The organism is Pseudoteredinibacter isoporae, assembly GCF_011602085.1.
GTDB lineage: Bacteria > Pseudomonadota > Gammaproteobacteria > Pseudomonadales > Cellvibrionaceae > Pseudoteredinibacter > Pseudoteredinibacter isoporae.
Genome location: NZ_JAAONY010000002.1, coordinates 514993 through 539306, shown reverse-complemented (window position 1 = coordinate 539306; position 24314 = coordinate 514993). Strand labels below are relative to the sequence as shown.

At 48.4% G+C, this 24314-nt stretch carries 25 protein-coding genes; 18 read left to right on the top strand and 7 right to left on the bottom strand.

Translation table 11 applies throughout. The annotated features are described in order from the left end of the window. Positions 1 to 113: 113 nt before the first annotated feature. The 3 genes from G8768_RS10755 (at position 114) to G8768_RS10745 (ending at position 7240) form a co-directional block, all read left to right on the top strand. Positions 114 to 5879: a cadherin repeat domain-containing protein gene (locus G8768_RS10755; protein ID WP_166847291.1), complete on the top strand. Its 5766-nt coding sequence runs from the start codon at positions 114 to 116 to the stop codon at positions 5877 to 5879. Positions 5880 to 5949: 70 nt separating this feature from the next. Beyond that, positions 5950 to 6627, top strand: a complete 678-nt coding sequence (locus tag G8768_RS10750; RefSeq protein ID WP_166847294.1) for a hypothetical protein — start codon at positions 5950 to 5952, stop codon at positions 6625 to 6627. Between the two features lie 49 nt (positions 6628 to 6676). Then, the gene (locus G8768_RS10745; RefSeq protein ID WP_166847297.1) at positions 6677 to 7240 is read left to right on the top strand and encodes a hypothetical protein; all 564 of its coding nucleotides are present in this window, start codon (positions 6677 to 6679) and stop codon (positions 7238 to 7240) included. A gap of 14 nt (positions 7241 to 7254) precedes the next feature. On the opposite strand, the gene G8768_RS10740 is transcribed toward G8768_RS10745, so the two are convergent. The 5 genes from G8768_RS10740 to G8768_RS10720 form a co-directional block, all read right to left on the bottom strand. Beyond that, positions 7255 to 7800 carry a redoxin domain-containing protein gene (locus G8768_RS10740; protein WP_166847300.1) on the bottom strand — a complete coding sequence of 182 codons (546 nt, stop codon included), beginning with the start codon at positions 7798 to 7800 and terminating at the stop codon, positions 7255 to 7257. 2 nt (positions 7801 to 7802) lie between these two features. After that, the gene (locus tag G8768_RS10735) at positions 7803 to 8012 is read right to left on the bottom strand and encodes a carbon storage regulator (protein WP_166847303.1); all 210 of its coding nucleotides are present in this window, start codon (positions 8010 to 8012) and stop codon (positions 7803 to 7805) included. An 11-nt stretch (positions 8013 to 8023) separates the two neighbouring features. Further along, positions 8024 to 8395 (bottom strand): hypothetical protein, encoded by a 372-nt coding sequence (locus G8768_RS10730; protein ID WP_166847306.1) that lies wholly within the window; start codon positions 8393 to 8395, stop codon positions 8024 to 8026. Continuing rightward, the gene (locus tag G8768_RS10725; RefSeq protein WP_166847309.1) at positions 8392 to 8925 is read right to left on the bottom strand and encodes an STY4526/YPO1902 family pathogenicity island replication protein; all 534 of its coding nucleotides are present in this window, start codon (positions 8923 to 8925) and stop codon (positions 8392 to 8394) included. The genes G8768_RS10730 and G8768_RS10725 overlap by 4 nt, the downstream gene beginning before the upstream one ends. A gap of 286 nt (positions 8926 to 9211) precedes the next feature. Next, positions 9212 to 9646 (bottom strand): hypothetical protein, encoded by a 435-nt coding sequence (locus G8768_RS10720; protein WP_166847312.1) that lies wholly within the window; start codon positions 9644 to 9646, stop codon positions 9212 to 9214. A 377-nt stretch (positions 9647 to 10023) separates the two neighbouring features. On the opposite strand from G8768_RS10720, the gene G8768_RS10715 reads away from it, so the two are divergent. The 3 genes from G8768_RS10715 to G8768_RS10705 all read left to right on the top strand — a co-directional run bounded on the left by G8768_RS10715 (position 10024) and on the right by G8768_RS10705 (position 11462). Then, entirely contained in the window at positions 10024 to 10230 is a 207-nt protein-coding gene (locus G8768_RS10715) for a hypothetical protein (protein WP_166847315.1), read from the top strand. Between the two features lie 334 nt (positions 10231 to 10564). After that, on the top strand, positions 10565 to 10963 hold the full coding sequence (locus tag G8768_RS10710; protein WP_166847318.1) for a hypothetical protein: 399 nt from the start codon (positions 10565 to 10567) through the stop codon (positions 10961 to 10963). Beyond that, a complete protein-coding gene (locus tag G8768_RS10705) occupies positions 10956 to 11462 on the top strand; it encodes a hypothetical protein (RefSeq protein ID WP_166847321.1) in 507 nt (168 codons plus the stop codon). Before G8768_RS10710 ends, G8768_RS10705 begins: the two co-directional genes overlap by 8 nt. A 49-nt stretch (positions 11463 to 11511) precedes the next feature. Here the strand turns inward: G8768_RS10705 and G8768_RS10700 are convergent, their stop codons facing one another. Beyond that, the gene (locus G8768_RS10700; RefSeq protein ID WP_166847324.1) at positions 11512 to 12087 is read right to left on the bottom strand and encodes a class I SAM-dependent methyltransferase; all 576 of its coding nucleotides are present in this window, start codon (positions 12085 to 12087) and stop codon (positions 11512 to 11514) included. 103 nt (positions 12088 to 12190) lie between these two features. Between G8768_RS10700 and G8768_RS10695 the strand changes: the two genes are divergently transcribed. Next, on the top strand, positions 12191 to 12844 hold the full coding sequence (locus G8768_RS10695; RefSeq protein WP_166847327.1) for an ArsR/SmtB family transcription factor: 654 nt from the start codon (positions 12191 to 12193) through the stop codon (positions 12842 to 12844). Between the two features lie 47 nt (positions 12845 to 12891). Here G8768_RS10695 and G8768_RS10690 read toward each other — a convergent pair whose 3' ends face one another. Beyond that, complete coding sequence (locus tag G8768_RS10690) at positions 12892 to 13689, bottom strand: MerR family transcriptional regulator (RefSeq protein ID WP_166847330.1); 798 nt, start codon at positions 13687 to 13689, stop codon at positions 12892 to 12894. 236 nt (positions 13690 to 13925) lie between these two features. On the opposite strand from G8768_RS10690, the gene G8768_RS10685 reads away from it, so the two are divergent. The 11 genes from G8768_RS10685 (at position 13926) to gspL (ending at position 24310) form a co-directional block, all read left to right on the top strand. Continuing rightward, positions 13926 to 14318 (top strand): hypothetical protein, encoded by a 393-nt coding sequence (locus G8768_RS10685; RefSeq protein ID WP_166847333.1) that lies wholly within the window; start codon positions 13926 to 13928, stop codon positions 14316 to 14318. A gap of 482 nt (positions 14319 to 14800) precedes the next feature. Then, positions 14801 to 15259 (top strand): type II secretion system protein N, encoded by a 459-nt coding sequence (locus G8768_RS10680; protein ID WP_166847336.1) that lies wholly within the window; start codon positions 14801 to 14803, stop codon positions 15257 to 15259. A 122-nt stretch (positions 15260 to 15381) separates the two neighbouring features. Continuing rightward, on the top strand, positions 15382 to 17274 hold the full coding sequence (gspD, locus tag G8768_RS10675; RefSeq protein WP_166847339.1) for a type II secretion system secretin GspD: 1893 nt from the start codon (positions 15382 to 15384) through the stop codon (positions 17272 to 17274). 1 nt (position 17275) lies between these two features. Beyond that, complete coding sequence (gspE, locus tag G8768_RS10670) at positions 17276 to 18757, top strand: type II secretion system ATPase GspE (RefSeq protein WP_166847343.1); 1482 nt, start codon at positions 17276 to 17278, stop codon at positions 18755 to 18757. After that, the gene (gene gspF, locus G8768_RS10665) at positions 18757 to 19974 is read left to right on the top strand and encodes a type II secretion system inner membrane protein GspF (protein WP_166847347.1); all 1218 of its coding nucleotides are present in this window, start codon (positions 18757 to 18759) and stop codon (positions 19972 to 19974) included. The genes gspE and gspF overlap by 1 nt, the downstream gene beginning before the upstream one ends. Before the next feature lie 10 nt (positions 19975 to 19984). Beyond that, positions 19985 to 20428: a type II secretion system major pseudopilin GspG gene (gspG, locus tag G8768_RS10660; RefSeq protein WP_166847349.1), complete on the top strand. Its 444-nt coding sequence runs from the start codon at positions 19985 to 19987 to the stop codon at positions 20426 to 20428. Next, positions 20397 to 20999 (top strand): pilus assembly FimT family protein, encoded by a 603-nt coding sequence (locus G8768_RS10655; RefSeq protein ID WP_166847351.1) that lies wholly within the window; start codon positions 20397 to 20399, stop codon positions 20997 to 20999. Before gspG ends, G8768_RS10655 begins: the two co-directional genes overlap by 32 nt. Continuing rightward, positions 20968 to 21351: a type IV pilus modification PilV family protein gene (locus G8768_RS10650; protein WP_166847353.1), complete on the top strand. Its 384-nt coding sequence runs from the start codon at positions 20968 to 20970 to the stop codon at positions 21349 to 21351. The genes G8768_RS10655 and G8768_RS10650 overlap by 32 nt, the downstream gene beginning before the upstream one ends. Next, on the top strand, positions 21348 to 22073 hold the full coding sequence (gene gspJ, locus G8768_RS10645; protein WP_166847355.1) for a type II secretion system minor pseudopilin GspJ: 726 nt from the start codon (positions 21348 to 21350) through the stop codon (positions 22071 to 22073). Before G8768_RS10650 ends, gspJ begins: the two co-directional genes overlap by 4 nt. Further along, the gene (gspK, locus tag G8768_RS10640) at positions 22060 to 23193 is read left to right on the top strand and encodes a type II secretion system minor pseudopilin GspK (RefSeq protein WP_166847357.1); all 1134 of its coding nucleotides are present in this window, start codon (positions 22060 to 22062) and stop codon (positions 23191 to 23193) included. The genes gspJ and gspK overlap by 14 nt, the downstream gene beginning before the upstream one ends. Further along, complete coding sequence (gene gspL / locus G8768_RS10635; RefSeq protein ID WP_166847360.1) at positions 23186 to 24310, top strand: type II secretion system protein GspL; 1125 nt, start codon at positions 23186 to 23188, stop codon at positions 24308 to 24310. The genes gspK and gspL overlap by 8 nt, the downstream gene beginning before the upstream one ends. The last annotated feature ends 4 nt before the right edge of the window (positions 24311 to 24314 follow it).

The following is a 24314-nucleotide window of genomic DNA, read 5'->3' as shown; positions in this document are numbered from 1 at the left end:
GTGTTTTCGGATGACCTCCTGACGCGTTTGTCCCGCACAGTTACGTCACGTTTGAAACTTCGTTTCTGGGGATTAGGGTCATGCTCAAATTATTTACAATGGAAGGAACGAAAATGACAGACAATGTTTCTCAAACCAACAAGAATGCTCTCGTGAATCCGGAGTTGATTTCGGGTGGCAATAAACCTGCAACGCCATCGGTGCCAACGTTTGAAATCAAAGAAAATGACGCTGGCGCAAAGGTCGTTCAGCTTGGGGTGACGGATCCTGATAAAGGCGATACCCACAGTTATACCGTCAGCGATGACCGTTTTGAGGTTGTTGGTAGTGTTTTGAAACTGAAAGATGGCGCGAGTCTGAATTATGAATTGGATGCGGAATTGCCGTTAACCGTTACCGTTACTGATGCGGGTGGTTTATCAAGCTCTCTGAACGTCAAGGTAGTGGTGCTGGATATTGCTGAAACGGTAAGCAGTATCGAAAACCAAATTCTCACAATGGTTCCTGTTCCTGAGGACAGCGCTATCGGTTCCGAAGTTGGTGTCAAGGTTAATGCCGTTGATCCAGATGCTGGTGACCAGGTGTCCTACGAGTTGGTGGATGACGCAGATGGCTTGTTCACCATCGACCCGACGACCGGCCTGGTGACCTTGGCGGGTGAGTTGGATTATGAAACTGCGGAACATCATGAAATTACGGTACGTGCCACTTCGAGTGATGGTTCCTCTAGCGAAGCGAGCTACATTATCCCCGTTGGCGACGTAGAGGAAATTGTTCCTGTAAGTGATATCAGCGACAGCAATGCCGAGGATAATAGCGTCGTCGAAAACAGTGTGGTTGGAACCGTTGTCGGAGTAACCGCTCTGGCGGTAGGTGACCCAAACGACACGATTAGCTATTCCCTGAGTGAAGATGCCGATGGCCGCTTTTCCATTAACGGTACAACGGGCGTTGTCACCGTTGCCGGTGAATTGGACTATGAAACCGCATCAAGCTACGAGATTGTCGTGGTGGCGATTTCCAGTAATGGCACTCGAAGTGAAGCGTCTTTTACAGTCAACATTGCGGATGAAAATGATGCACCGACCTTACTTGTTAACGGTCGCAGTCAACAAGGCAGCACTAATACAATTACGGAAGACTTTGAGAGTGGTACAACGGGTTGGAGCAATAACAACACTACGGACGGTGGTGCGAGCCTGAGCAATTTTCTTGGTCGTTTCAGTGGTGGCGGAATTTTCGGTGGTGGCCCGGATGCGGTAGAAAAAACCTTTGCCCTGGGGAGTGGCGCAGAAAGCGCGGTCATCGAATTTGATCTTTATGAGATCGATTCTTGGGACAATGAAAATTTTATCATCGACGTGAATGGTGAGCGTATTGAAATACCGTTGTCCTATACGCGAGACGATGAGGCGAATTCAGGTACTCAGGGTTCAGTAAGCTGGTCACTGGTTCCTCAAGGGCCAGCGTCTAATCTGGGTTTCACAAACGCCTGGTATATTCAGGGAACCGATCAGATTCATACGGTCCGAATCGAAGTTCAACAACCTAGTGATCAGCTGACATTGAAACTCAGCAGTTCTTTGGATGAGTGGGTCGAGAATGAATCCTGGGGTATCGACAATCTTCGTATCCAGAGCTTCGATAGTCATGGCGGCAGTAACAGCCTGGCGGTTCAGGAGAACCAGGCCGGTGCCCACATCGCAACGGTGGCTGTTCAGGATCAGGATGGTCAGGGCCAGGAAACCTATAGCGTTAGTGATTCCCGCTTTGAAGTGGTCGGCGGTGTTCTGAAGCTTAAGGATGGCCAGAGCCTGGACTATGAAACGGAAAGCTCGGTCACCCTAACCGTTACCGTCACTGACGAAGGTGGTTTAACAGACCAGCAAACTCTGACCATTGGTGTAATCGACGTTAATGAGTTGGTGCCGGTCGGAAGTGTCAGCGACAGCGATAGCCGTGATAACACTGTGGCTGAAAACAGCACCGTTGGTTCGGTTGTTGGAGTTACCGCTCTGGCCGTCGCAGGTCCTAATGACACCGTGACTTATTCCTTGAGTGAGGATGCGGATGGTCGTTTCACTATTGATGGCGATACAGGTGTTGTCACCGTTGCCGGTGAATTGGACTATGAAACGGCGTCCAGCCACAACATTGTTGTGGTCGCCACCTCCAGCAATGGCACTCGCAGCGAAGCAAGTTTTACCGTCAATATTGCTGATGCCAATGACGCGCCTACTTTGTTGGTCAATGGCAGCGATCAGGTGGGGGCAACGACCCTCATTACCGAAGATTTTGAAAACGATGCCAGTGGCTGGAGTAATAATACGACTACTGATGGTGGTGTCCATTTTGGAAACTTCCTGGGACGCTTTGGCCAGGGTGCCGGAAACATCTGGACGGGTAAGATAAACGATGTAGTCGAAAAAACATTCTCATTGGGCAGCGGTGCCGAGAGTGCTGTTGTTGAATTCAATTTATATGAGATCGATTCCTGGGATGGTGAAAACTTCATTGTTGAAGTGAACGGCGAGCGTATCGAAATACCGCTGTCGATTTATCGTGACAGTGAAGATAACTCAGGTTCTCAGGGGAACATCAGTTGGTCCCTCGTCACTCATGGTCCAAGTGCGCATCTGGGTTTCACAAATGGTTGGTCGCAGTATAACGACGGTGACCAGATTCATACGGTTCGTATCGAAATTCAACAGCCGGGCGATGAGCTGAATTTGAAACTCAGCAGCACATTGGATGAGGCTGTAAGCAATGAGTCCTGGGGTATCGATAATTTACGCATCCAGAGCTTTGACGGGAATGGCGCGAACCATAGCTTAGCCGTTCAGGAAAACCAGGCCGGTGCGCATATCGCTACGGTAGCGGTTCAAGACCCGGATGGCCAAGGCCAGGAAAGTTATCGTGTCGATGACGCCCGTTTTGAAGTGGTGGGCGGTGTTCTGAAACTGAAAGATGGTCAAAGCCTCGATTATGAAGCCGAAACCTCTGTCACTCTGACTGTGACCGTCACCGATGAAGGCGGCTTAACGGATCAGCAAACCCTGACGATTGCAGTGATTGATGTCAATGAACAGGTTCCCGTCGTGCCGGTGGGCAGCATCAGTGACAGCGATGGCAATGACGATATCGTTGCTGAAAACAGCGCCGTGGGGTCTGTTGTCGGTGTGACCGCTTTGGCGGTGGGTGGTCCAAATGACACTGTGAGCTACTCTCTGAGTGAAGATGCGGATGGTCGCTTTGCGATTGATAGCGATACCGGTGTGGTAACGGTTGCGGGTGATCTGGATTATGAAGCGGCGTCCAGCCATAACATTGTGGTCGTCGCGACGTCCAGCAATGGCACTCAAAGCGAGGCGAGTTTCACCATTAACATTGGAAACGCCAATGAGGCGCCCACCTTGCTCATTAATGGCAGCGACCAGCAAACGTCAACGGCGATAACTACGATTACAGAAGATTTCGAGAATGGTGCGACGGGTTGGAGTAATAACACCACCAGCGATGGCGGATCTCCAACCGGCACTGTTTTAGGTCGCTTCGGTGGTCCTAATATTTTCACGGGTAACGCCCCGGATTCTACTGAGAAAACCTTTGCTCTGGGAAGTGGCGCTGATCGCGCCGTCATCGAATTCAATCTTTATGAATTTGATTCCTGGGATGGAGAAAGCTTTGTCGTTGAAGTGAATGGAGAGCGCGTCGAAATTGCTTCTTTGTCTCATCAAAGAGATGACGGTGCGACGTCAGGAACTCAGGGTTCGTTGAGCTGGTCGATGGAGCCACAGGGCGCAAGTGCCGATCACGGCTTTACTCAATACGCAAATGGTTATGTCACAGATCAACTCTATACCGTTCGTATTGAGGTTGAACAACCAGGGGACCAGCTGACGTTAAGACTCGGCAGTACTCTGAACGAGTGGTTGGAAAATGAATCCTGGGCGATAGATAACCTGAAGATAGAAAGTTTTGATGGCAATGGCGCCAGCAACACTTTGGCGGTTCAGGAAAACCAGGCCGGTGCACAGATTGCGACGGTGGCAGTTCAGGATCCGGATGGCCAGGGTCAGGAAACCTATAGCGTTGATGACGCTCGCTTCGAAGTGGTGGGCGGTGTTCTGAAACTGAAAGATGATCAAAGTCTGGATTATGAAACTGAAACTTCTGTGACGTTAACAGTGACCGTTACCGACGAAGGCGGCCTAACGGATCAACAAACACTGACCGTCGATGTGATTGATGTTAACGAACTGTTGCCCGTTCCTGTTGGCCACGTCACTGATCGCGATGGCGGTGATAATACCGTGGCAGAAAACAGCCCGGTTGGCACAGTGGTTGGTGTGACGGCTCAGGCGGCAGGTGGCCCGAACGACACCGTAACGTATTCGCTGAGCGACAATGCCGATGGCCGTTTTGCCATTGATGCCAGCTCAGGGGTCGTAACCGTTGCTGGAGATTTGGATTACGAAGCGCAAACGAGTCATGTGATCACGGTTGTTGCAACATCCAGTAATGGAACGCAAAGCGAATCTTCGTTCACTATTCAGGTTTCTGATGTGCAGGAGCTGGTACCGGTTGCTTCGGCGACTGATGCAGATGCTTCGACCAATAGCGTGGCAGAAAACAGTCCGGTCGGAACCGTTGTGGGTATTACCGCGCAAGCCGTGTCCGGACCTAACGATACCGTGACCTACACCCTGGGTGATAATGCTGGCGGTCGTTTTGCTATTGATCCAAATACGGGCGTGGTTACTGTTGCAGGTGATCTGGATTATGAATCCAACAACAGTCATCAGATTGTGGTTGTAGCAACGTCCAGTAACGGAACCCAAAGCGAGGCGAGCTTTTCGATAGAGGTTTCCGATGTACAGGAATTAATACCACTGGGTTCTGTCAGCGACAGTGATATTTCCAATAATACCGTCGATGAAAATAGTTCCGTTGGTACCGTTGTTGGTGTTACCGCTTTGGCGGTGGGTGGTCCTAACGACATCGTAAGTTATTCTCTGCTTGACGATGCCGGTGGCCGCTTCGCCATTGATCCGGAATCCGGTGTGGTTACCGTCGCCGGTGATCTGGATTATGAATCACACATCAGTCATCAAATTGTCGTGCTCGCGACGTCCAGTAATGGCACCCAAAGTGAAGCGACATTTACCGTATCGGTTGCTGATGTTGTTGAGTTGGTGCCGTTGGGTAGTACCACGGATCGTGATCCTCGAGAAAACAGTGTGGCGGAAAACAGTGCGGTGGGTACAGTAGTGGGTTTGATCGCTTCGGCTACTGGCGACCCAGCGGATCAGGTGAGCTACTCGCTCAGTGATGATGCCGATGGTCGTTTTCAGATCGATGCGAACACGGGTGAAGTCTCTGTCGCTGGAGGTCTGGATTATGAGTCGGCGACAGAACATAGCATCACTGTGGTGTCGACATCCAGTAACGGCACAAGCTCGGAGGCGTCCTTTACGATCCAGGTTACTAACGTGAATGAAGCGCCGATTATCGATCTGGGTGTCTTGGCAGACTTCGCCATTTCACGATCAGCTTCCATTCCATCCTCAATGTCAGATGTGGCGAAAGCACTGAACGTCCAAGTAAATGATCACTTGGTGCTTGCCGATGAGACGCCGTTGATGCTGGCGACGGATTTTTCGGATCAAGCTACTTTGCCTCTCGACGATGTGCTGGGCGGCTCCGAAAGTGATCTGTTTGAACAGGAAGAGGTAGAGGTGAAAGAAGAAATGATGGCTGCAAGCCTTGAAGAAGGAAGTCGTGCTCAGGTTTCAGGTGGCCCTCAATTGGATGCCGCTTCATTAGAACTGATGACTTTTGATCCTCTTGCGCAGTTTGAATCGGTGGATGCATTCTGATTTGACAACGTTCACTGTTCACAGTTTTCAAAGCCCCTCCTGAGAGGGGCTTCTGAATCTGAGAAGTACTATGTCCAAATTTGAATTTTCCGATGCAGTGATATTGTCATTACTGGAACGAATCCATGTCGATACTTTGTATTTGAGATTAACGGTGAATCAAGCTGTCCAATCTCTGTATCGTGGTGCCATCGTATCCAGACAGTTATGGGATACAGGGTCTTCAGTGGTCGCCCAAAAAAGGCAGGGTTTATGGTATGACAACACCTTGTCCCTAAGTGATCCTCATCGGGAACGCTGTCGGAATGCTTTGAGTGGTCCTGTCGTATTTGAAATTTCAGCGGACTGTTTGTCACAACAGTGGGTACGTTCTCTGCGGTTATCTCATTTTCACCCGGAGCGATGGAGTTACATTCAATCCGACTTAAGGCTGACGCATCTTCCCGTGCAGTGGTTGAGCGAATTCCGATTCGGGCGGGAGCAAGCTGTCATCTTACTTCGATGCATCGCAGGTATGTTGGAATTGCCTCAGCACCTGAAGGCTGTACGGCTGGATGGCCTGCCATCAACGATACCTCAATACAAAACACTTACTGCCAGTGCGTTCAGGTATCTAAAAGCGGCAATGGCTTCAAATCCAGACTACCACGCCGATCTTTCCACTTTCCCCTGTGAAGAGGGCTGCGAATGCATCCGGCATTACCATTCCATGTCACCTGAAGTACTGAAGTTTTCGTTCTCCTTATAGTCTTGTCAGCAGGGCAGGCGATTGTTGGTAAATGGACTGAGAGTTTGCTATGAAAGCCCAGGAAGGCACCCTAACAACTGTGAATTTACTGCTGTTGTCAGAGATAGCTCGATCTTCAAGTGCCCGCCATATTTTCTTTCAGAAAATTCCCATGGTTTATTCACTGGCGGCTCGGGCCCATCGAGTGCCACTTGATCTGTTGTATGTAATGAGCGTGGTTCTGGATGGAAGAGAATCGGAGTTAAGGCGCTCGGAGCGTCTGCCACTGATCAGCCCCTGGGTAATCATGATCAATGGATTGGCAGTGCGGTTCCGTTCAATTGTGGCCGCTCGAAATGTTTTGACCCAATTGGAAAACAGCGCACGCCGTGTTCGTATCGGCTTAATGCGGGTTCATTATCAACCACGATCTGATACGGGCGTTTTGCTCAGTCCGCTTGGCAATCTGTCTCACTCGGCCCGAATATTGCGAACCCACTTTGAGCTTGGCGGTGATTGGTGGTTTGCAGCCCGCTGTTATGCGGGCCATGAGGTGGGGTATACAAAAGATCAGAGCGGAGAGTTCGAGCGAAAGCTGCAGGAACACATCCATTTTCCGTTTGAGGAACGATAATTCGGATCTCGCGGTTAGTTTGCCGCAGTAGCCAGAGATGCTGATTGTTGTTTGGCTTCTGTCAGATTGAGCCAGCGGATACCTGAGAGGAGCAGGTTGATATTCGCTTGCAGAAACGGGCTACTTGAATAATGGCTCATTTTCACATCGCCGTGTTGGTCAATCAAAATGACGGCGGGTTCTGGCTGTAGGCGATTGGCTTTACTGTCGAGATAGGTATAGGCCCCCAGGGCGTTCAAGTGCTTCCGGCTTAAGCCATATCCATATTTCACACCAGGAAGCGCATCGTCATTGCTGGCTTCCGGCTTTCTAGGGTCACCCGAGGCAGCGATCAGTTCGATGCCAAGATCAGACAACGCTTCACTGTGTTTGCTCCATTGCTCCAGGTAAAGCTTGCAAACCTGGCAGCGCTTGCCTCGATGCAAAAGAATGATTCTCCAGCGCAAATCAGCATTCGGCGAAGACAAGGAAAACAGGCTTCCATTGTCGTTATACACAAAAATTTCAGGTAGCCTCTGGCCTTCCTTTAGAGGCTCTGTGGGCGTTGATATATGGGGCATACTCATAAATTCTTAATCCGTCTATGTTGAGAGGGCATGGTGATGCGCCTCTCGGATAATTCTGAAGTTTGTTTTGATCTGATAGGAATGCCGCTTGGTGCCTGAATGGCAAGGCGAACCTTGCCCTTATCGATACCAATGACCTCGACCTTTACCTGTTGATCGATAACGATTCCTTGGCCAACTTTCCTTTTTAGTACCAGAGTGCTCATTTTATTTGCCTCTAGGGTTTGCTGACCGCAGAGCAGGTGAAACCATGCTCGACAACGGCGTGTTTGGATTCATGTAAAAACATGGCCAGTGTCGGCATCACTTTTCGCTCGATATAGGTCTGAAAATCAACCGGACGTTGGCTGTTCAGGATTTTAACGAAATGTTGATCCTCTCGATCTCGAAACCACAATTTGGTTTGTACGGTTTGAGAGGGCTGAGTCACAGCAGGGGTATCCAGCCAGGCGCCGTTTTTGTAACGTGCCAATGTCCGAAATCGTTCTGACTTACGCGAGGAAGGTTGACTCTTCCTGCGTGATGAACGAGTTTCTGCCCTGTAGCGAGCCAGCTCTGAGAGGCCTCGCTGAAAAAGTTGTGCAATCATTTCAAGTGTTCTCTCAAGGCTGACCAGATTTGATGCAGGTCCAAATCAGTGACTTCGGCTATTTTCAGAAATCTTGCTCGTTCATCCAGGTCCTGATGTTGTACCCAAAGCTTCCATACGATGTGTTCGGTGTCTTCTCCGCATTGCCTGGGGCGGCCGTTTGAGGAACCGGCAATACCCAATAGTTTGCGGCGATGGGAAAACTCCGCAGCGTGTAAGCCGAACAATCGACGCATCATGCAAAGGGGAGCGCCTAGCAATAGGTAGGTATCTTCCAGATCGCGCAACGACTCCATATTTTTGACTTCCGACAACTTCTGGCGAAGCGCTTCTATATCAAGACTGATTTTGACGAACTGATCGGCTTTTTCTACCAAATACTTTTGTTGTCCAAAAGTAAGATTGGATAAATACAGTTGCTCGTGATGTTTTAAGGGATCCAAATCTTGTGGTGTGGCTCGCGGGCTTTCGATCGCTGTGAACAGAGATTGAGCGGCGGCACGACATAAGTTTTTGTGAATCTTTGGCATATTACCCTCCAGGGGAACTCACTAAGTGGCCAGCATCATTCAGATTTGACCACTTACTGCTTAAATCTCTTTACCGGTCGAAGGAAAGTTTATGGCTTTGCCTTCGATGGATGTGCTTTACCATACTTGCGTGTTTTGCATGCAAACGGTGTGTGAGGGGCAGCGCTGCAGATATGTTTTCAAATAACACTGCAGATATGTGTATGACTGCTCCTTTGGGGCCAGCACTTTGTTGCCCGAATGTCGACGTTTGTTGGTGAACATTCGAGGGTGCATTGTGCGGGCGCTAACGCAATAATTCGTTTAGAGGAGGGCGGAAAGGGCCTTTGAGCCAAGCTTGCGGTACGGCTCGATTGGTGTGAGGTATTTTTCCGTTTGAACTGCCATCAATGGACGGAAGGGATTCTGCAATTGGAAGTGTGCTGCAGGAAACTTCCATGACCGTACATAGGCAGCTATCGCAACCGGACTCCTTGATTGACGGTGTTTTTTCGTCAGTTTCAGGATGGTGCTCACTCCCACTGCAACCATCTGTTGATTCATAATCAGGAAAAAGATAGCTGGATTCCTGGCTGCTGTTACTGATTGGAGAGCAACCGTTGGCTGCCAATGCAGTGACTTGTATCAGCAGCAAAATAGCAGTTAACCATGCACCGATTATTCGGGTCGCAATGATATTGCGCCGAAAAAAAGAATTCTTTTGTAAGTTAACGTTGCTCATGCTGCGTAAGTCCGATTCCTTCGATGTTGTGGCGAGAGAATATACTTAAATGACTGGGGCAGGGAAAGAGTAAATCATCAGCTGAAAGGCTCGCTTCAGCTGGAAAAAATAACTTTTTCAGTGATGGCTAAAGAATTATCTTGGGAAAAAAGAATAAATTCCCTTGTTTTTTTTGGTAAAAATACCAGCTCACCAATCACCTTGCTTTTGATGGCCATTTGAGTGGCTTATTTTTGAAGTGTTAGCACTTTTTTCTGAAATTTGATGAGCGGTCATCTCCATCAGGGGTATTGGTACGGTAGTGCTAATGCAGGCAGGAGTCAATCCTGTTCTGCTCGACGGTGCTTGCTACCACTCATCTAAACTTATTCATTTCCATGAAAGATTATTACTTGGGGCAAGTCACCGCGTTTGCTCTAATTCAACTGCGCTTACCCGGTACATTCCATGGACGTTATTCGCCTTGTGGTCATGCAGGGCGATCTGCCAAAGAGGGTAGTGGTAAGCTTGAAATCGATGCGCTCCATGGATTGCCCGGCCATCGATTAGCGAACGTCCTGGAAGCGGTTGCTGTCGAGGTGTAGTCAGGACGTTCATTTTGGCCACAACGATTCTGATGGAGTCAGAGCTTGTCGATTCATTGGTGATCTTGAGTTGAGAAGGCTTTTACGTTCAGTCAGTGGTGTTACCGTTACCCCGGTAATTGCTCCGCCGATGAGTGCACGTGACAAGGAAAGGTTCAGAGTCGTTGTGGTCCTCTGTCTGCGAAACTGTGTTGCATTGCAGAGTTGGTTTAGTGTTACGGTTCCTCCAGGTTTTCTTCGCCGTACGCTTTCTGCTCACGGGACATCAATCTGCATGTGGTCACACCCTTGGCCAAGGACGGCCCCTTTTTTATCCAGCTTGTTAAGGAAATTCATGATTGTAAATGAAGTGCAGGACTCTCTGCGTGATCGTGTCGTAGGGCTTTTGTCATATCTGATGTTCAGAAAGACAGCGACAACATTAAGTAGCAGTGCCGCCGCTCAGCTAACATCAGATCCGCTGTTGAAATGGATGGAAGAGAAACCAGATCTCACATTGAATGATATCGAAAAGGTTTCGAAAGCCCTTAATATACAGCCTGTTTTTTCCGTTCAGCTGCCGAGGCGATCCCATGCCATAAAGATCGAAGGGCTAGAGGCGAAGGACAGTGTCGATATCTCCCTGGCTGCGGTAACCCAAAGCAATAATTGGCGAGAAGAAACGCTTCGTACAGTATGGAAAAACAATAATCGCCCGCGATGGATGGAGGTGGTAGGTGGCAGCCATGAGTGAAACCGAAGAACTACAGCTCTATGAAACCTGTCTGCTGGATGCCTATGTGAAAACCAATTTGACGACCTTGAATCGCGCTGAGCGATGCGATCTCTATCGAAGAGTTGATCGAATTGAGTGTCTTAGCGGAGCCCCTAATCTGGGTGATCAATTAATTTATCGTTATCAAGTCGGTTTTGGTTTGCGCTGCGTATTGTCGGATGAGGAAGACGGCGGCGATATGAACGAAGTAAAAAGCGGGGGGCGAAGTGAAATGCATGATCCAGGTTTGAGGTTGCTCGCATCGTTCCAGCTGGATTATCTTTCGAATACGACTATCTCTGACAAAGCACTGAGAGCCTTTGCAAAAAAGCAGGTGCTTTCCAGTGCGGCAGTGTTATGGAAAGACTGGGTGGAATTGCTGTCGTTGCGATTGCCATTAAGGGGCGAATTACATCGAGAGCTGGTGCGCGCTACGGGAGTCAATGTGCTTACGACACGGGATCGCAAGGCATTTTAAGCACAGCTTGGAAGCCGTTTGAAAGAGGGCAAGCGGCAGTTTGCCCGGTTTAATTTACAGCCAGTAATCCGAAATGATAGGGGCAGGATTGCGTAATATCGATGGCTATGACTTCGCGGAAGCCTGCTTGATACATCCACTCTGAACATTGTTCCGACGTTGGCCGAATGGTTAGATCAGGGCCTCGGGGTGTGGGAATATCACTGCGCCAGTGTATGACGGACAAATAACCGCCGGGTTTTAAGGTGTCGCGGAGCTTCCGAAGGAGGCTAACAGGTTCTTCCAGATGCAAAAGGTTGTAGACCATAGCGCCTGCTTGACTGCCTTGAGGAAGGCCAACCCCCTCTGAAATCACATCACGCCGTTCAACATGAATATTTCCCAGTCCAGCGTCGCTCCCCAGCTGTTTGGTACGGGCTACCATATCCATATCGATGTCCACCGCAGACAGTGTACCGGTAATCCACCGCGCCGCGGGCAAGGTGAAGGTTCCATATCCACAGCCGACTTCCAGCCAGTCTCCCTGGCGAGTTTTCTCCGGGATAAGCTGTTTTATAGCGCTATCGGCATCAAAAAACTCGGCCCAGTACCCTTCATCGGGCATGCCGCTGTCACGAACCTTCATAGTGTTTCCGTATTCAAGTAATCCTTTGAATACTATACTGGGTGCCCTTTTTGTATTCAAGAAGTTATTTGAATACAATGTGGGCAAATCTTAAGGCGGGCCCATGACACAGTTTAAAAAAACGCTCTTTAAGCACTTTGCTGCGGTGGCCAAGGCAGTGGCGAATCCCAACCGAATGGAGATATTGGAGCTGTTGTCTCAATGTGAGTACTCGGTTGAAGAGCTAGCCAATCGAACGGGATTGAGCGTTGCCAACACTTCGCATCACCTTCAGCAATTGAGGGGGACCGGCCTGCTTATTAGCCGAAAAGAGGCCCAGCGCGTGTTTTATGGTTTAAGTGGCGGCGACGTATTAACCCTGATGAAAAGCATTCAAACCGTTGCCGAAAATCATATTGAGCAAGTGGACGAGCTTATTTCGGATTATCTGCTGAGCAAAGATGAGCTGGAGCCGGTGTCCCGGAACGAGCTGCTCAATAGGGTTGAAGAAGGGTCTGTTATCGTACTTGATGTTCGACCTGCCATGGAATATCAAGCTGGACATTTGCCCACCGCGATTAATCTGACCGTTGAAGAGTTGAAGCAACGATTTGCGGATTTAAGCCCGGATCAGGAAATTGTGGCTTACTGCCGAGGCCCGCATTGTATTTTGTCGTTTGAGGCAGTGGAGTTTTTACGTTTGAAAGGGTTCAAAGTTCGCCGCCTGGAAGAAGGCTTTCCAGAATGGAGGAGTGCAGGCTTACCAATTCATTCTTGATCGGCAGCCTGAACCCGTGGAGCTTCAGCGACGTTGTCAGCTGTGCTTTATTCAATCGGTATATGTATTTCGGTTCGATACCTATCGGGATTCCCCTTAAATATCATTCCAGGCCCTTTCAGATACACTTCTCTTGTCGGTAGGCTAGGGTGCAACTGATGTTCACTCAGATAGTCGAACAGCTTTTTATAGCTTTCACCCAGGGTGTCGTAGGGGCCTGAATGAATCAGTGAAACGCATTTGCCGCCTTTGAGAACTCTACAATCCAATGCACTTTTGATTTCCTTTTTCAGGGGTAAGCAAGACTCAACCTCGGCGACTTTCTTATGCTCACCATCGTAATATAAATTGAAGGCGGGGCCACGTCCGTGGCGCCCGGCGGTTTTATATAACACCGACATGGCTTTGCCGGTGTCGGAATACGGGCCTTTCCAACGAGTTGCAAGGACTAGGCAGTCGTCGAGTGTTGTCATGGTAATCTCGGAAGCACGTTCATTCATTTTACTGACCTCAAGTTCTTTGTGAATAATCAAATCAATTGAAGACGTAAGCTTTCGAAGGCCCTTTATCTTTCGGTCGATATCGGATTTCTTTTCCGTGAGTGCCTGAACTAACTGAGCATCACTGTCCACCTCGCTCAAAATTTTCTGAATCTCTTCCAGGGAAAAATCCAGGCTTTTAAGAGCTTTAACAAGACGAGCCACTTCAAGATCACGCTCGCCGTAATACCGATAGCCGCTATCAGGGTTTATATAGCTGGGTTCGATGATTCCTTTCTTGTGGTAAAACCTGAGCGTTTTAACCGTCATCTGGGTAATTTTGGAAAACTCGCCTATCGAATACATAAATCAGCCTTCTGTTACGTCAGGAACGCAAAATGAAAGCTCCCCCAGGGGGAGAGTCAAGGGAAGTCTAATCGGTGGTCCGGGTTTGTTTCCATACCTGGGAGATTAAAAGCCCTAACTCAGCGTTGACCCGTCTACAGGTTCCGGCTTGATGATTACTGTTCTTCGCATCTGGAAAGCGAAATAACCTTTATCACAGCGCTTTTTCACAAGCCGCAGAAATCTGGAGACCGTTAATGCTAAATGCCGAAAACCTATTGCAATCATTTGAAGCACTGGAAATCCCCGCACCGGACTTCCATCATATTGACCATGTCAAAGTTGCCTACAGCATGTTGGACCGGTACGAGTTTATGGATGCGATGACACGCTACGCGTCTACAATACGCACCATGGCCGAATCCGTCGGGGCGCCCGAGAAATACAATCTGACCATCACCGTGGCCTTTATGAGTGTCATCGCCGAGCGCATGGCCAGCACCCGCTACCACAATGTGGACGAGTTTCTGGATTCCAATCCGGATTTACTGAACGGGGACATGCTTAGCAGGTGGTATTCATCAGAACGGATCAACTCTCCGCTGGCACATGGCCAGTTTGTGTTGCCGGATAAGGTGACCGTTGATTGATCAATTGTTCCCTTATGGGCATCTTTTGAGGCCCATATTTCTTTTTGTGTATATTGGCTCTATGCCGCTGTTCCTAAAGGCTTTACTCGTTACTGTCCATGCATTCTCGGATAGGCGAATACGCACCGATCACTGATCTAACTTTGCGATGTGAGTTGCCAAAGCGCTTTGACTTTCAGGCCAGCCTAAAAAACGATCAACTTCCGTGGTTCTTCATGAGGAGTTCGTATCTTTTTTATTTTCTGTTCATTTTTTAGTCTTAGGTTTCCAGGTGTTTTGTTCACGTTTTCAGGTGTTCGTTCTCGGCCCAGGACTGCCAGAGGTGAAAGGCATATAGCGGTTTGTCAGTATGTCCCTGAATGCCAAGGGCGTTGGCCATCCCCTGTCTTGGCATAATGAAGTGATCAGGTTAATATCGCTCCCTCAATTAATGACGCCTCAATTTACGGGATGCAGGAGCATTGCAGGGCAAAGGGAATTTAATGAAAACTTGGATTTACGCATACGTCATTGGAATTCCGCTTATCATTGCTGGAATCGCCTATCAGGGATACCTTGATTATGAATTTCTTAATGGCAGCAGCACTGCTGTTAAGGGTACCCCAGTCCAGAAACAATCCTCTCGAGCTGCCAGTAGCTCATTCTCCGCAGCGTTTTTAATGGGTAATCCAGCTGAGAAGCCTGCCCCTGAAGTGAAAGCTGTTGAGTCATTGCCCGAAACTCGTTTGAGCTTTGAATTGAAAGGTATTTTTTTGAGTGACGACTCGGCCTTGGCCGGAGCCGTCATTGAGGTTTCACCCGGGAAGCCGGCTTTTTATGGCCTTGGCCAGGAAATATCCGATGAAACCACTTTAGTTGAGCTAATGCACAATGGAGTGGTGCTGGAGCGGGGGGGCAGGCGTGAAACCTTGCTCGTAAAGCAAGCTCGGAGTGAAAGCTAAGAGCCGCTGCCTGGCGGCTTATAAACATAATATTAAGGACGTCTACCTGCACAGGGTGTCAGATATAGGAAGCTGTAGTGTCATATACATTAAAAAATATCCTTCCATCTATAGTCGCTTTTATGAGTACCTTGCTTCTCGCTGGTATGGTAACTGTGGTGTCGGCACAGGAGGAACAAGCACCAGCGGAGCTGGGCGATGGTCAGGTGACTTTATCCCTGTTTAATGCCGATATTCAGGATCTGGTGCGTTGGGCGTCCTCTGCGACCCAGAAAACCATCATTATTCACCCTACAGTTAAGGGTAAGGTGACGGTTGTGGCGGGTGAACCGATGAGCAAAAACGAAGCTTATCAGGTTTTTCTTTCGGTGCTTCAGGTCCATGGTTATGTGGTTGTGGAATCAGAGGGTGCCCTCAAGGTTGTGCCTGATAAACTGGGGCGCGAGAGTAATATTCCGCTAGCGGATTCTCAGACGGGCTCGGGCCTTGAAGACATGGTCGTACAGGTTTTCAAGGTTAACAATATGGCCGTTGGGGAAGTTCTTACGATTATTCGCCCTATGGTTCCGCAAACAGGACATCTGGCGGCTTACCCCAGTACCAATTCTCTATTGGTTGCTGCCAGGTCCGGGAAAATTCAGCAAATAGCGAAGATCATCGCCAAGTTGGATACCGCAGGTTCGCTGAATATTGAAATGGTACCCATTGAATTCGCAAGTGCCCGAGATCTCTCCCAAACCCTCGGTCGCCTGATTCCCCAGGCCAAAGGAAAGAACAGCAGTTCAGCATTGACGATTGCGGTAGATGAACGTTCAAACAGTATTCTGCTTACGGGTGATCCGGGTTCCAGAAAAGAGCTGCGTAAAATTATTAAGCGCCTGGATCAGCCTCTGCCGGGTGAGGGCAACACTCAGGTTATTTTTCTGCAATATGCCCAGGCAAAAGATTTGGTCCCGATTTTGGAGAGTGTTGGGGGAAGTGCTGCCAAGGAAGGAAAGGATCAAAAGGAAAGTAAGGCCAGTTTTAGCATTCGGGCCGATGAGTCCCTGAATTCCATTGTGGTAACTGCGACGCCCTCGGTTCTGAGCACAATCAAAGGTGTTATTGCCAAGCTGGACGTGCGGCGTGCGCAGGTGCTTGTTAAGGCGATGATTGTTGAGGTAAATGAAGACTTCACTCGAGATCTTGGGATCGAATGGAGAGCTTTATCAAGCGAGGGCAATACTGAGATCACCACCGGGGTTTCAAATTTCCCCAATAATGTGAATTCTGCGGTTGCTGATGTCGCCGGGCTTGGTGCCTTGGGACAGGGCCTCTCGATTGGCTTTTTTCGAGGTGGTGATTTGCGAGGTGTGATTCGCGCACTGGAAGGTGATTCGGACGCAAACGTTCTGTCAACGCCCACCATTCTGGCGATGGATAATGAAGAAGCCAGTATTCTTGTCGGTGAAACGGTGCCGTTTATTACCGGTTCGCAGAATCGTCAAGGGAACACTGATCCTTTCCAGACAATTCAGCGAAAAGACATTGGTGTGACCTTAAAAATTAAGCCACGTATCAATAACAGTGATTCTGTAACCCTGGAAATTGAGCAAAGCGTCGAGAGTATTGCCCAAACCACTGCGGCAACTGCTGACATCGTGACCAGCAAAAGGGAGATCAAAACACGGGCATTGGTTGATGACAATCAGGTTCTGGTATTGGGAGGCTTGATTCGGGATGAGATGACCGAAACCGAATCCAAAGTCCCTGTTTTGGGAAGTATTCCTCTGCTTGGGAGAGCTTTTCGCAGTACTAACAGCAGTTTGGTGAAAAGGAATCTCATGGTATTCATTCACCCTGTAATATTGCGAGACTCCAGAAAGAGCCTGACGGTAAGTCGGGATCGCTATGACTATATGCGTGAACGACAAGACGCATTGCAAGTAAGAATGGAAGGCGTTCTGGTTCCTGGTACCGCACCTCGTCTGCCTGACCTGCCTGAGGTCAACCCAGCTCCAGAGGGTGAGCAATAGTATGTCGATTGCAGATTCGGTATTGCCTTTTTCCTATGCAAAGAGGCATCAGCTTCTTATGGGGCAGGGGGAACTGGGGCTCTGTATTTACCATGCTGAGCCTATACAAACTGCGGTTTATAGTGAGCTGTGCCGCTATTTCAAGCAGGCGTTGCCTATTGAGCAGCTTGAAGCATCAACGTTTGCCAAGTTGATGGCGCAAACCTATGAGGCAAGTTCGTCTGCCTCAAGAGAGGTAATGGACGAGATTGATGCTGATCAGTCTCTCGCGAGTCTGCAAGAGTCCATGCGAGAGGCCGAAGATTTGCTCGAGCAGGAAGATGAAGCGCCTATTGTCAGATTAATCAACGCCATTCTGGCGGAAGCTATCCAAAAAGCGGCTTCGGATATTCATCTGGAAGTTTATGAAAAGAGCTTGTGCGTTCGTTTTCGTGTTGATGGTGTTCTGAGCGAAGTTGCTCGTCCCAAACGTGAGTTGGCAAGCTTGTTGACTTCGCGTGTGAAAGTTATGGCGGGGCTGGATATCGCTGAGAAGCGTGTACCACAGGATGGACGTATTTCACTGCGTTTGGGGGGGCGGGAAATTGATGTGCGGGTTTCTACTTTGCCCTCGGTTCATGGTGAGCGCTTGGTGATGCGTTTATTGGACAAGCAGTCAGGGCGCATGGACCTCTCCAGTCTTGGATTGTCACCAGTAGTAAGGAGCAAGCTTCTCGAGCTGCTGCAGTTCCCCCATGGAATTGTGTTGGTCACGGGGCCGACAGGCTCGGGTAAGTCGACAACACTTTACGCTGGGCTTACGACGATCAATAACAAGGAAAAGAACATTCTTACTGTCGAAGATCCGGTTGAATTTCATGTGCAGGGAATTGGCCAAACCCAGGTCAATGAAAAGTCCGGGATGAGTTTTGCCAAAGGGTTGCGAGCCATTCTTCGTCAGGACCCGGACGTAGTTATGGTCGGTGAAATTCGTGATATTGAAACCATGAAAATTGCTGTGCAAGCAAGTTTAACTGGCCATTTGGTCCTATCAACTTTGCACACGAATTCGGCGGTAGGGGCAGTTACTCGTTTGATGGATATGGGGGTTGAACCCTTTTTGCTGTCTTCCTCATTGCTCGCTGTGCTCGCCCAGCGTTTGGTTCGCAGGCTGTGTGTGAATTGCCGAGAGGAATATCGACCAGATGCCGCCGATTTAAGACGTTATGAGCTAGAACTTGGCGACGGCCAGATATTGTACAGAGCATCCCAAGATGGTTGTGAGGCCTGCGACCATAGTGGTTATCGTGGGCGGACAGGTATATATGAACTGGTTGTTGTAGACCAAATTATCAAGCAGCTTATTCATGATGAGGCTGCTGAAAAGGACATCCTTGATTACACGCGTAAAAGTCAGGCTTCCATGCTTCATGACGGCTGGGAAAAGGTCTTGTCAGGGGAGACCAGTCTTGCAGAGGTTCTTAGGGTTGTGCAGGAAATCTGATGGCCAGTTTCAGTTATCAGGCTATCGATAAGGATGGTCGAAAGGTTAAAGGCGTAAAGCAAGCCGACAGCGCCAAACAGCTGCGACAGAACCTGAAGCAAGAAGGCCTGATGCCGGTAGATGTTCGAGAAAATAAAATCTCTGAGAATTCACGAAATGGTGGTTTGTCAGGTAGCGGCTTGGTCTTGTCGAGTAGCCAGTTGGCCATGCTCACTCGGCAGCTTTCAGTCTTGCTGGATTCGGGAATGTCTTTGATTGAAGCCTTGGAGGCTCTCTCACAGCAAGCGGATGGTAAGCGCATGAAAACCCTTTTGGGGGTTCTGAAATCAGGGGTGAGTGAGGGAAACAGTTTTGCAGATTGTCTGGCTCAGTTTCCTCGAACGTTTGATCAACTCTATATTTCCTCGATTCGGGCTGCTGAACAGTCAGGAACACTGGATCGCATACTGGATCAGTTAGCAGATCATACTGAATCTGAACGGGAGTTTCGTCAGAAAACGATACTGGCACTTATCTATCCGATCCTTGTTGCAGTTATCTCTTTACTGATTGTCGTTGGATTGATGGTGTATATCGTGCCTCAGGTTGTTGGTGTGTTTGAAGAAAGTGGTCAAACGCTTCCGGTTCTTACTCGAGGGCTAATCAGCATCAGTGAGTTTTTGCAGCAATGGGGCTTGCTGATGTTGCTGGTATTGTTAGCTACACTCGCAGGAGCACGTATTGCCATACAAAATAGTCAAGTCCGCTATCGGTTTGATCAATTTCTGATTTCCATGCCTCTGTTAGGTCGTTATTTACGGGGGATTCAATCAGCTCGCTATGCCCAGACCCTTGGAATGCTCAGTGAAAGTGGTGTTGCGCTTAGCAGTGGATTGCCGATCGCCGAAGAGGTTGTTGAAAATGCTTTTTTCAAACGGTCCCTCAAAAATGTTAGCAAACGAGTGATTGATGGTGAAAGTTTGAGCATTTGTCTTGGTCAAACCAAGTTGTTCCCGATGTTAATGGTGCATATGTTGGCCAGTGGTGAAGCCAGCGGAAATCTGGACCAAATGCTTAAAAAATCTGCCCGGCAGCAACAAAACGATTTGGCGGCTCTTGTGAGTACCGGGATAGCTCTATTTGAACCGTTGATGCTGCTGGTTATGGGGGCGGTTGTTCTTTTAATTGTATTAGCAATTCTGGTTCCAATCTTGTCGATGAATCAGTTAATTTCCTAAAGAGGTTTTTATGGCTGAAAAGAAGCATCTTAAATATAAAAGGCACTCAGGTTTTACCCTGATTGAAGTGATGCTCGTTGTTGTTATTTTGGGTGTACTGGCAACGTTGGTCATTCCCAATATGGTCGGGCAGGATGAGCAGGCACGCAAAGCTGCAGCGGCTTCTGATATTCGAGCGATAGCCACGGCACTGGGAAACTACCGATTGGATAATTTTAGTTATCCGAGTACCGATCAGGGGCTTGCGGCTCTGGTGGAACAACCGAGCGGGTTTCCGGAGGCAAAAAACTGGCGTCAGAAGTATCTTCGCAAAGTGCCTACGGATCCTTGGGGTAATGAGTACGTGTACATAAGTCCTGGGGCTGACGGGGATTTTGATTTAATTAGCTTTGGCCGAGATGGAAAGGCCGGCGGTGAAGGGAATGATGCCGACATCAACTTCAGCGAGTTGTAGCATTTCTCTGTACTCACACAGCCGAGGTTTTACACTGCTGGAGTTGATGTTGGTGGTGAGTATTATTGCCACCCTGAGTTGGCTGACCGTTATTGCCATTCCGAACGGGCAGCAAGCCAGGGTGGAAAGCGCCGCTCAGATGTTTCGCCTACAACTGGAATCGCATCGTCGAACAGCGAGTATGAAGGGAAAAATGCTGGGGGTGGATTTTCTTGAAGGGGCTTATCAGTTTTTAATTTGGGATCACCGTCAAAAAATATGGCAAGCCTTCGAGCAACGATCAAACATTGGAAAAGATCTATCCTCCGGAAAGGTAGAGCTTGATCAGCCTGTGGAGTTGCAAATCGAGCAGGGGCTTGATTTTGGTGAAAGTGGTTTTGCTGATCGCTTGGCTGACCCTAGTGAAGAAATAAGCGATGTTCTGGAGCCGGAATGGCAGGCGGATATTTTAATTTTTCCGGATGGTCGCCTCAGTAAGTTCAGCGTGTTGTTCGATTCTGAACAAAGTGAACTGTCGGTTCGCGTGGTTGGAGGTGCATATGAAAAAACCAAAATGCAAAATCTCCTCTAAAGGATTCACGTTGTTAGAGGTGATGGTTGCATTGGCTGTATTTTCGTTGTCTGCCATCGCTCTCACTGTGCAATTGGAGGCAAGCAATCAGCTTAGGTACAACATTATCGAGCGAGAGCAGGCATTGTGGTTGGCGCAGACTGAACTAAGTTATCTTTCGCAATCAGAGAAAGCCAGATCTGAATTACCCGAGCGCAAGGATCTGATTTTTGGAGGGCGTGACTGGATGATATCAAACGAAAGGGAAGTGCATACTTCCCATGGCGTAAGTAAGCTTGTCGTAAAGGTGTTTGTCTCAGGTAAAGAAGAAAAGCCTGTATTTACAATGGAAAGATACGTTAGGGAAAAATGATCGCACAATCACACTGTCAGAGTCGGGAGTCAGGGTTCACATTGATGGAGTTGCTGTTGGCTATCGGAATTTTTTCAGTGATCAGTGTTGGTGCCTTTCGTCTGATAGATGATGGCCTTAAAAATATCAAGCATGCTGACCAGCGTTATGAAAATTTCTCGCACATCTCTCGTTGCCTGAGTTTGTTTGAGCAAAGCCTCCTGCAAGCCGTTGCCAGGCCCGTTAGGGAAGAATATGGAGATGTTCGGGAGGCGTTCAGTGGTGACAGCCAAAGTGTTGAGTTTACCCATTTTGGTTGGGGAAATCCGATTTCCAATTGGCAAGGGGATTTGAAACGCAGTCGTTTTGAAGCGAACCTGATTCAGGATGAAGATGGTATGCGAGATGTTTGGGAGTTGAAGCAATGGCAAGTATTGGACCGGGCTTACGACAGCCAGGCTGACACAATTATTTCCTGCGAATTTGAGCGGGTAGAGCTGAGGTATGCCGGAAAGATAGATGACTGGTACAACAGCTGGCCAGTAAGCGACCTGGACAACAGTAAATCAAGAATGCCTGTTGCTGTAGAACTGACGGTGGATGCTCCTGGATTTGGTGAGATTCAGAGGTTTTTTACGGTTGGAGGCCAATATCGCGAAAGGAAGAAAGAAAAACTGCAAGCTAGGCCCTCTGAAACCAAGCAGAAAGTAGAAGCGAAAGGAATTCAACGTGGGCGCCTGTAGAGATCAAAGTAGGGTATACAGCCAGGCTGGTGTCGCTCTGATTTCAATGCTATTGGTTCTTGCGATCGTTACGGCGTTGTGCACGCAGATGTTGACGAAGAGCCGACTTGAACTGAAACGCTCGGAGGCGTTGATACGAACAGCTCAAACAGAGCAAATGGTGTTTTCAGGGCTGGCTTATGGCCAGGTTTTGGTTCTGAAGTACACAGAGAAAGAAACAAATCCTGGCGCAGCAAGACAGGTGAATGAGCCATCTTCGCAAAAAGAGATGGGATCAGGGTTTGAAAATCGGAGTTTAGCCCATTTGCAAATTCAAGGTGGTGCGCCGCTTCCTGAGCCGGAGGCGGGGGAGGCAAGCAGTGTGTTTGTGGGGCCTTATTGGCCATTTGCTGGAAATGCGGAAGAGTTTTCGATTTTGATCGAGGATGAGCAGGGGAAATTTAACCTGAACAATTTGGTTAATTCGAATGGCAAGGTTAATGAAGCTCAGTTGAAAGTTTTTCAACGAATATTACTGGCTTTGGAGTTGGAGCCTGAGCTGGCGCTATATATTGCGGATTGGATTGACTATGACAGGAATCCAATTGCCTATAACTCAGAAGATTTTTCCTATCTTCAAGAGGTTGTAGCGTATAGGACCGCGAACCGACCAATAAAGTACTGGAGAGAAATTATATCTGTTAAGGGTGTCAGCCAGGAAGTACTGGAACAACTACTGGCTTACGTAACCGCAATACCAGGACCAAGCAAAGTCAACGTTAACTCAGCTTCATCAGTATTACTCGAAGCGATGATCCCGGGGTTAGATGGGGAAGCCTTGCTTGAATCCCGCGATGCAAACGGGGGGTATTCCTCGGTCTCGGAATTAAGCAAGTCAACACTGACAGCTGGATTGAAAATGGATGCTAATTTGTTTTCAGTGGACAGTGCCTTCTACGCTATAACGGCCTATTGTCGATTTGACGGTTTTGAGTCCAGCTGGCAAATATTGTCCGAGCGAGTAGAGGCGAAGAAAAAAAATAAAAAGCCTCAACTTCACACTCTTTGGAAAAGGCAGCTGCCTTTTTGGGAGTTGGGTTTAACAAAAATGCAGAAAATTGTTGATTTAGAAAATGAATGACAATCAATACATAGTGTACTGGAATCTTTCAGAGGGAGAGGAGCCTCTTTATGCGCTCAGGCGTGATGGTCAATGCGTACTTTTGGATTCGCTGCCTGAATCTGCAATTAGCTGTGTCGTTGTTCTGCCGAGTGTGGCGGTTTCCAATCAATTACTCACAGTTTCTGTAAAACAATTGAAGTCAATGCATCGAGCATTTCCTTATATTCTCGAAGATGAGCTGCTTGAGTCCGTTGATTTGATGCATCATGTGTATGCTTTGAAAGCAAAGCAGGGAGAAGAAGCTGTTCTTCAAAGCATATCGATTTCTGCTGAGCTGATGGAATCAGTGCTCGGTTTTTTTCAAAGACAAAATGTGCGTGTTAATGCAATCTATGTTGATGCTGATCTGATTGAGTGTCCCGAGGAAGGGCAGGTGAATATCCTGCCCACTCCCGGAGGCGTAAACGCCCGTTTACCAGATGGCAGTTTTGTCGCGGTGGAATTGCTTGAAACCTCTGAATGGAGTGGATTACTTCGTAGGGATATCCTGAGTTCAATAAATGATGACTCCTTTCTTAGCTATCTCTCGGACCGTTTGGCTCTGGAGCATGATGCGCAAAACTTGCTCCAGGGAGATTACGCACAAAAAGACAGTGGAAAAAACTGGAAGGCTCCGCTCAAAGCGGGTTCTGCCTTGTTTGTATTGGCTTTTGTAGTTCAGTTTATCTATTGGCAGGCAAGTGCCTATGTTTTTGGAGAGCGAGCTGGAGCCCAGTTGGAAAATGCAAGAAATGAATATCGTCGCATTTTTCCGGGAGATGCGAGAATCATTGATATACGAAAACAGGCTTCGGGACATTTGAAGCGAGCCGCTCAGCCGGGTGGGAATATCGTATTGCTAGATCTCGTTTCTGTGCTTTCTGAAGTTTCCGAGGATGAGGGTTTAACACTTGTATTACAGTCTATTCGTTATGATCAAGCATCGGGGGAAACGACCGTAGTTATGCATCTTGATAGCGTGAGCCGCGCGGAAAAGCTCATGCAAGCTCTAACTGGAAAAGGAATTTCATCGAGTCTTGGGCAGGTGCGAAAAGAAGGTGATGGTGTTATTGCTCGGTTGAGAATTAAATCTTAGGAAC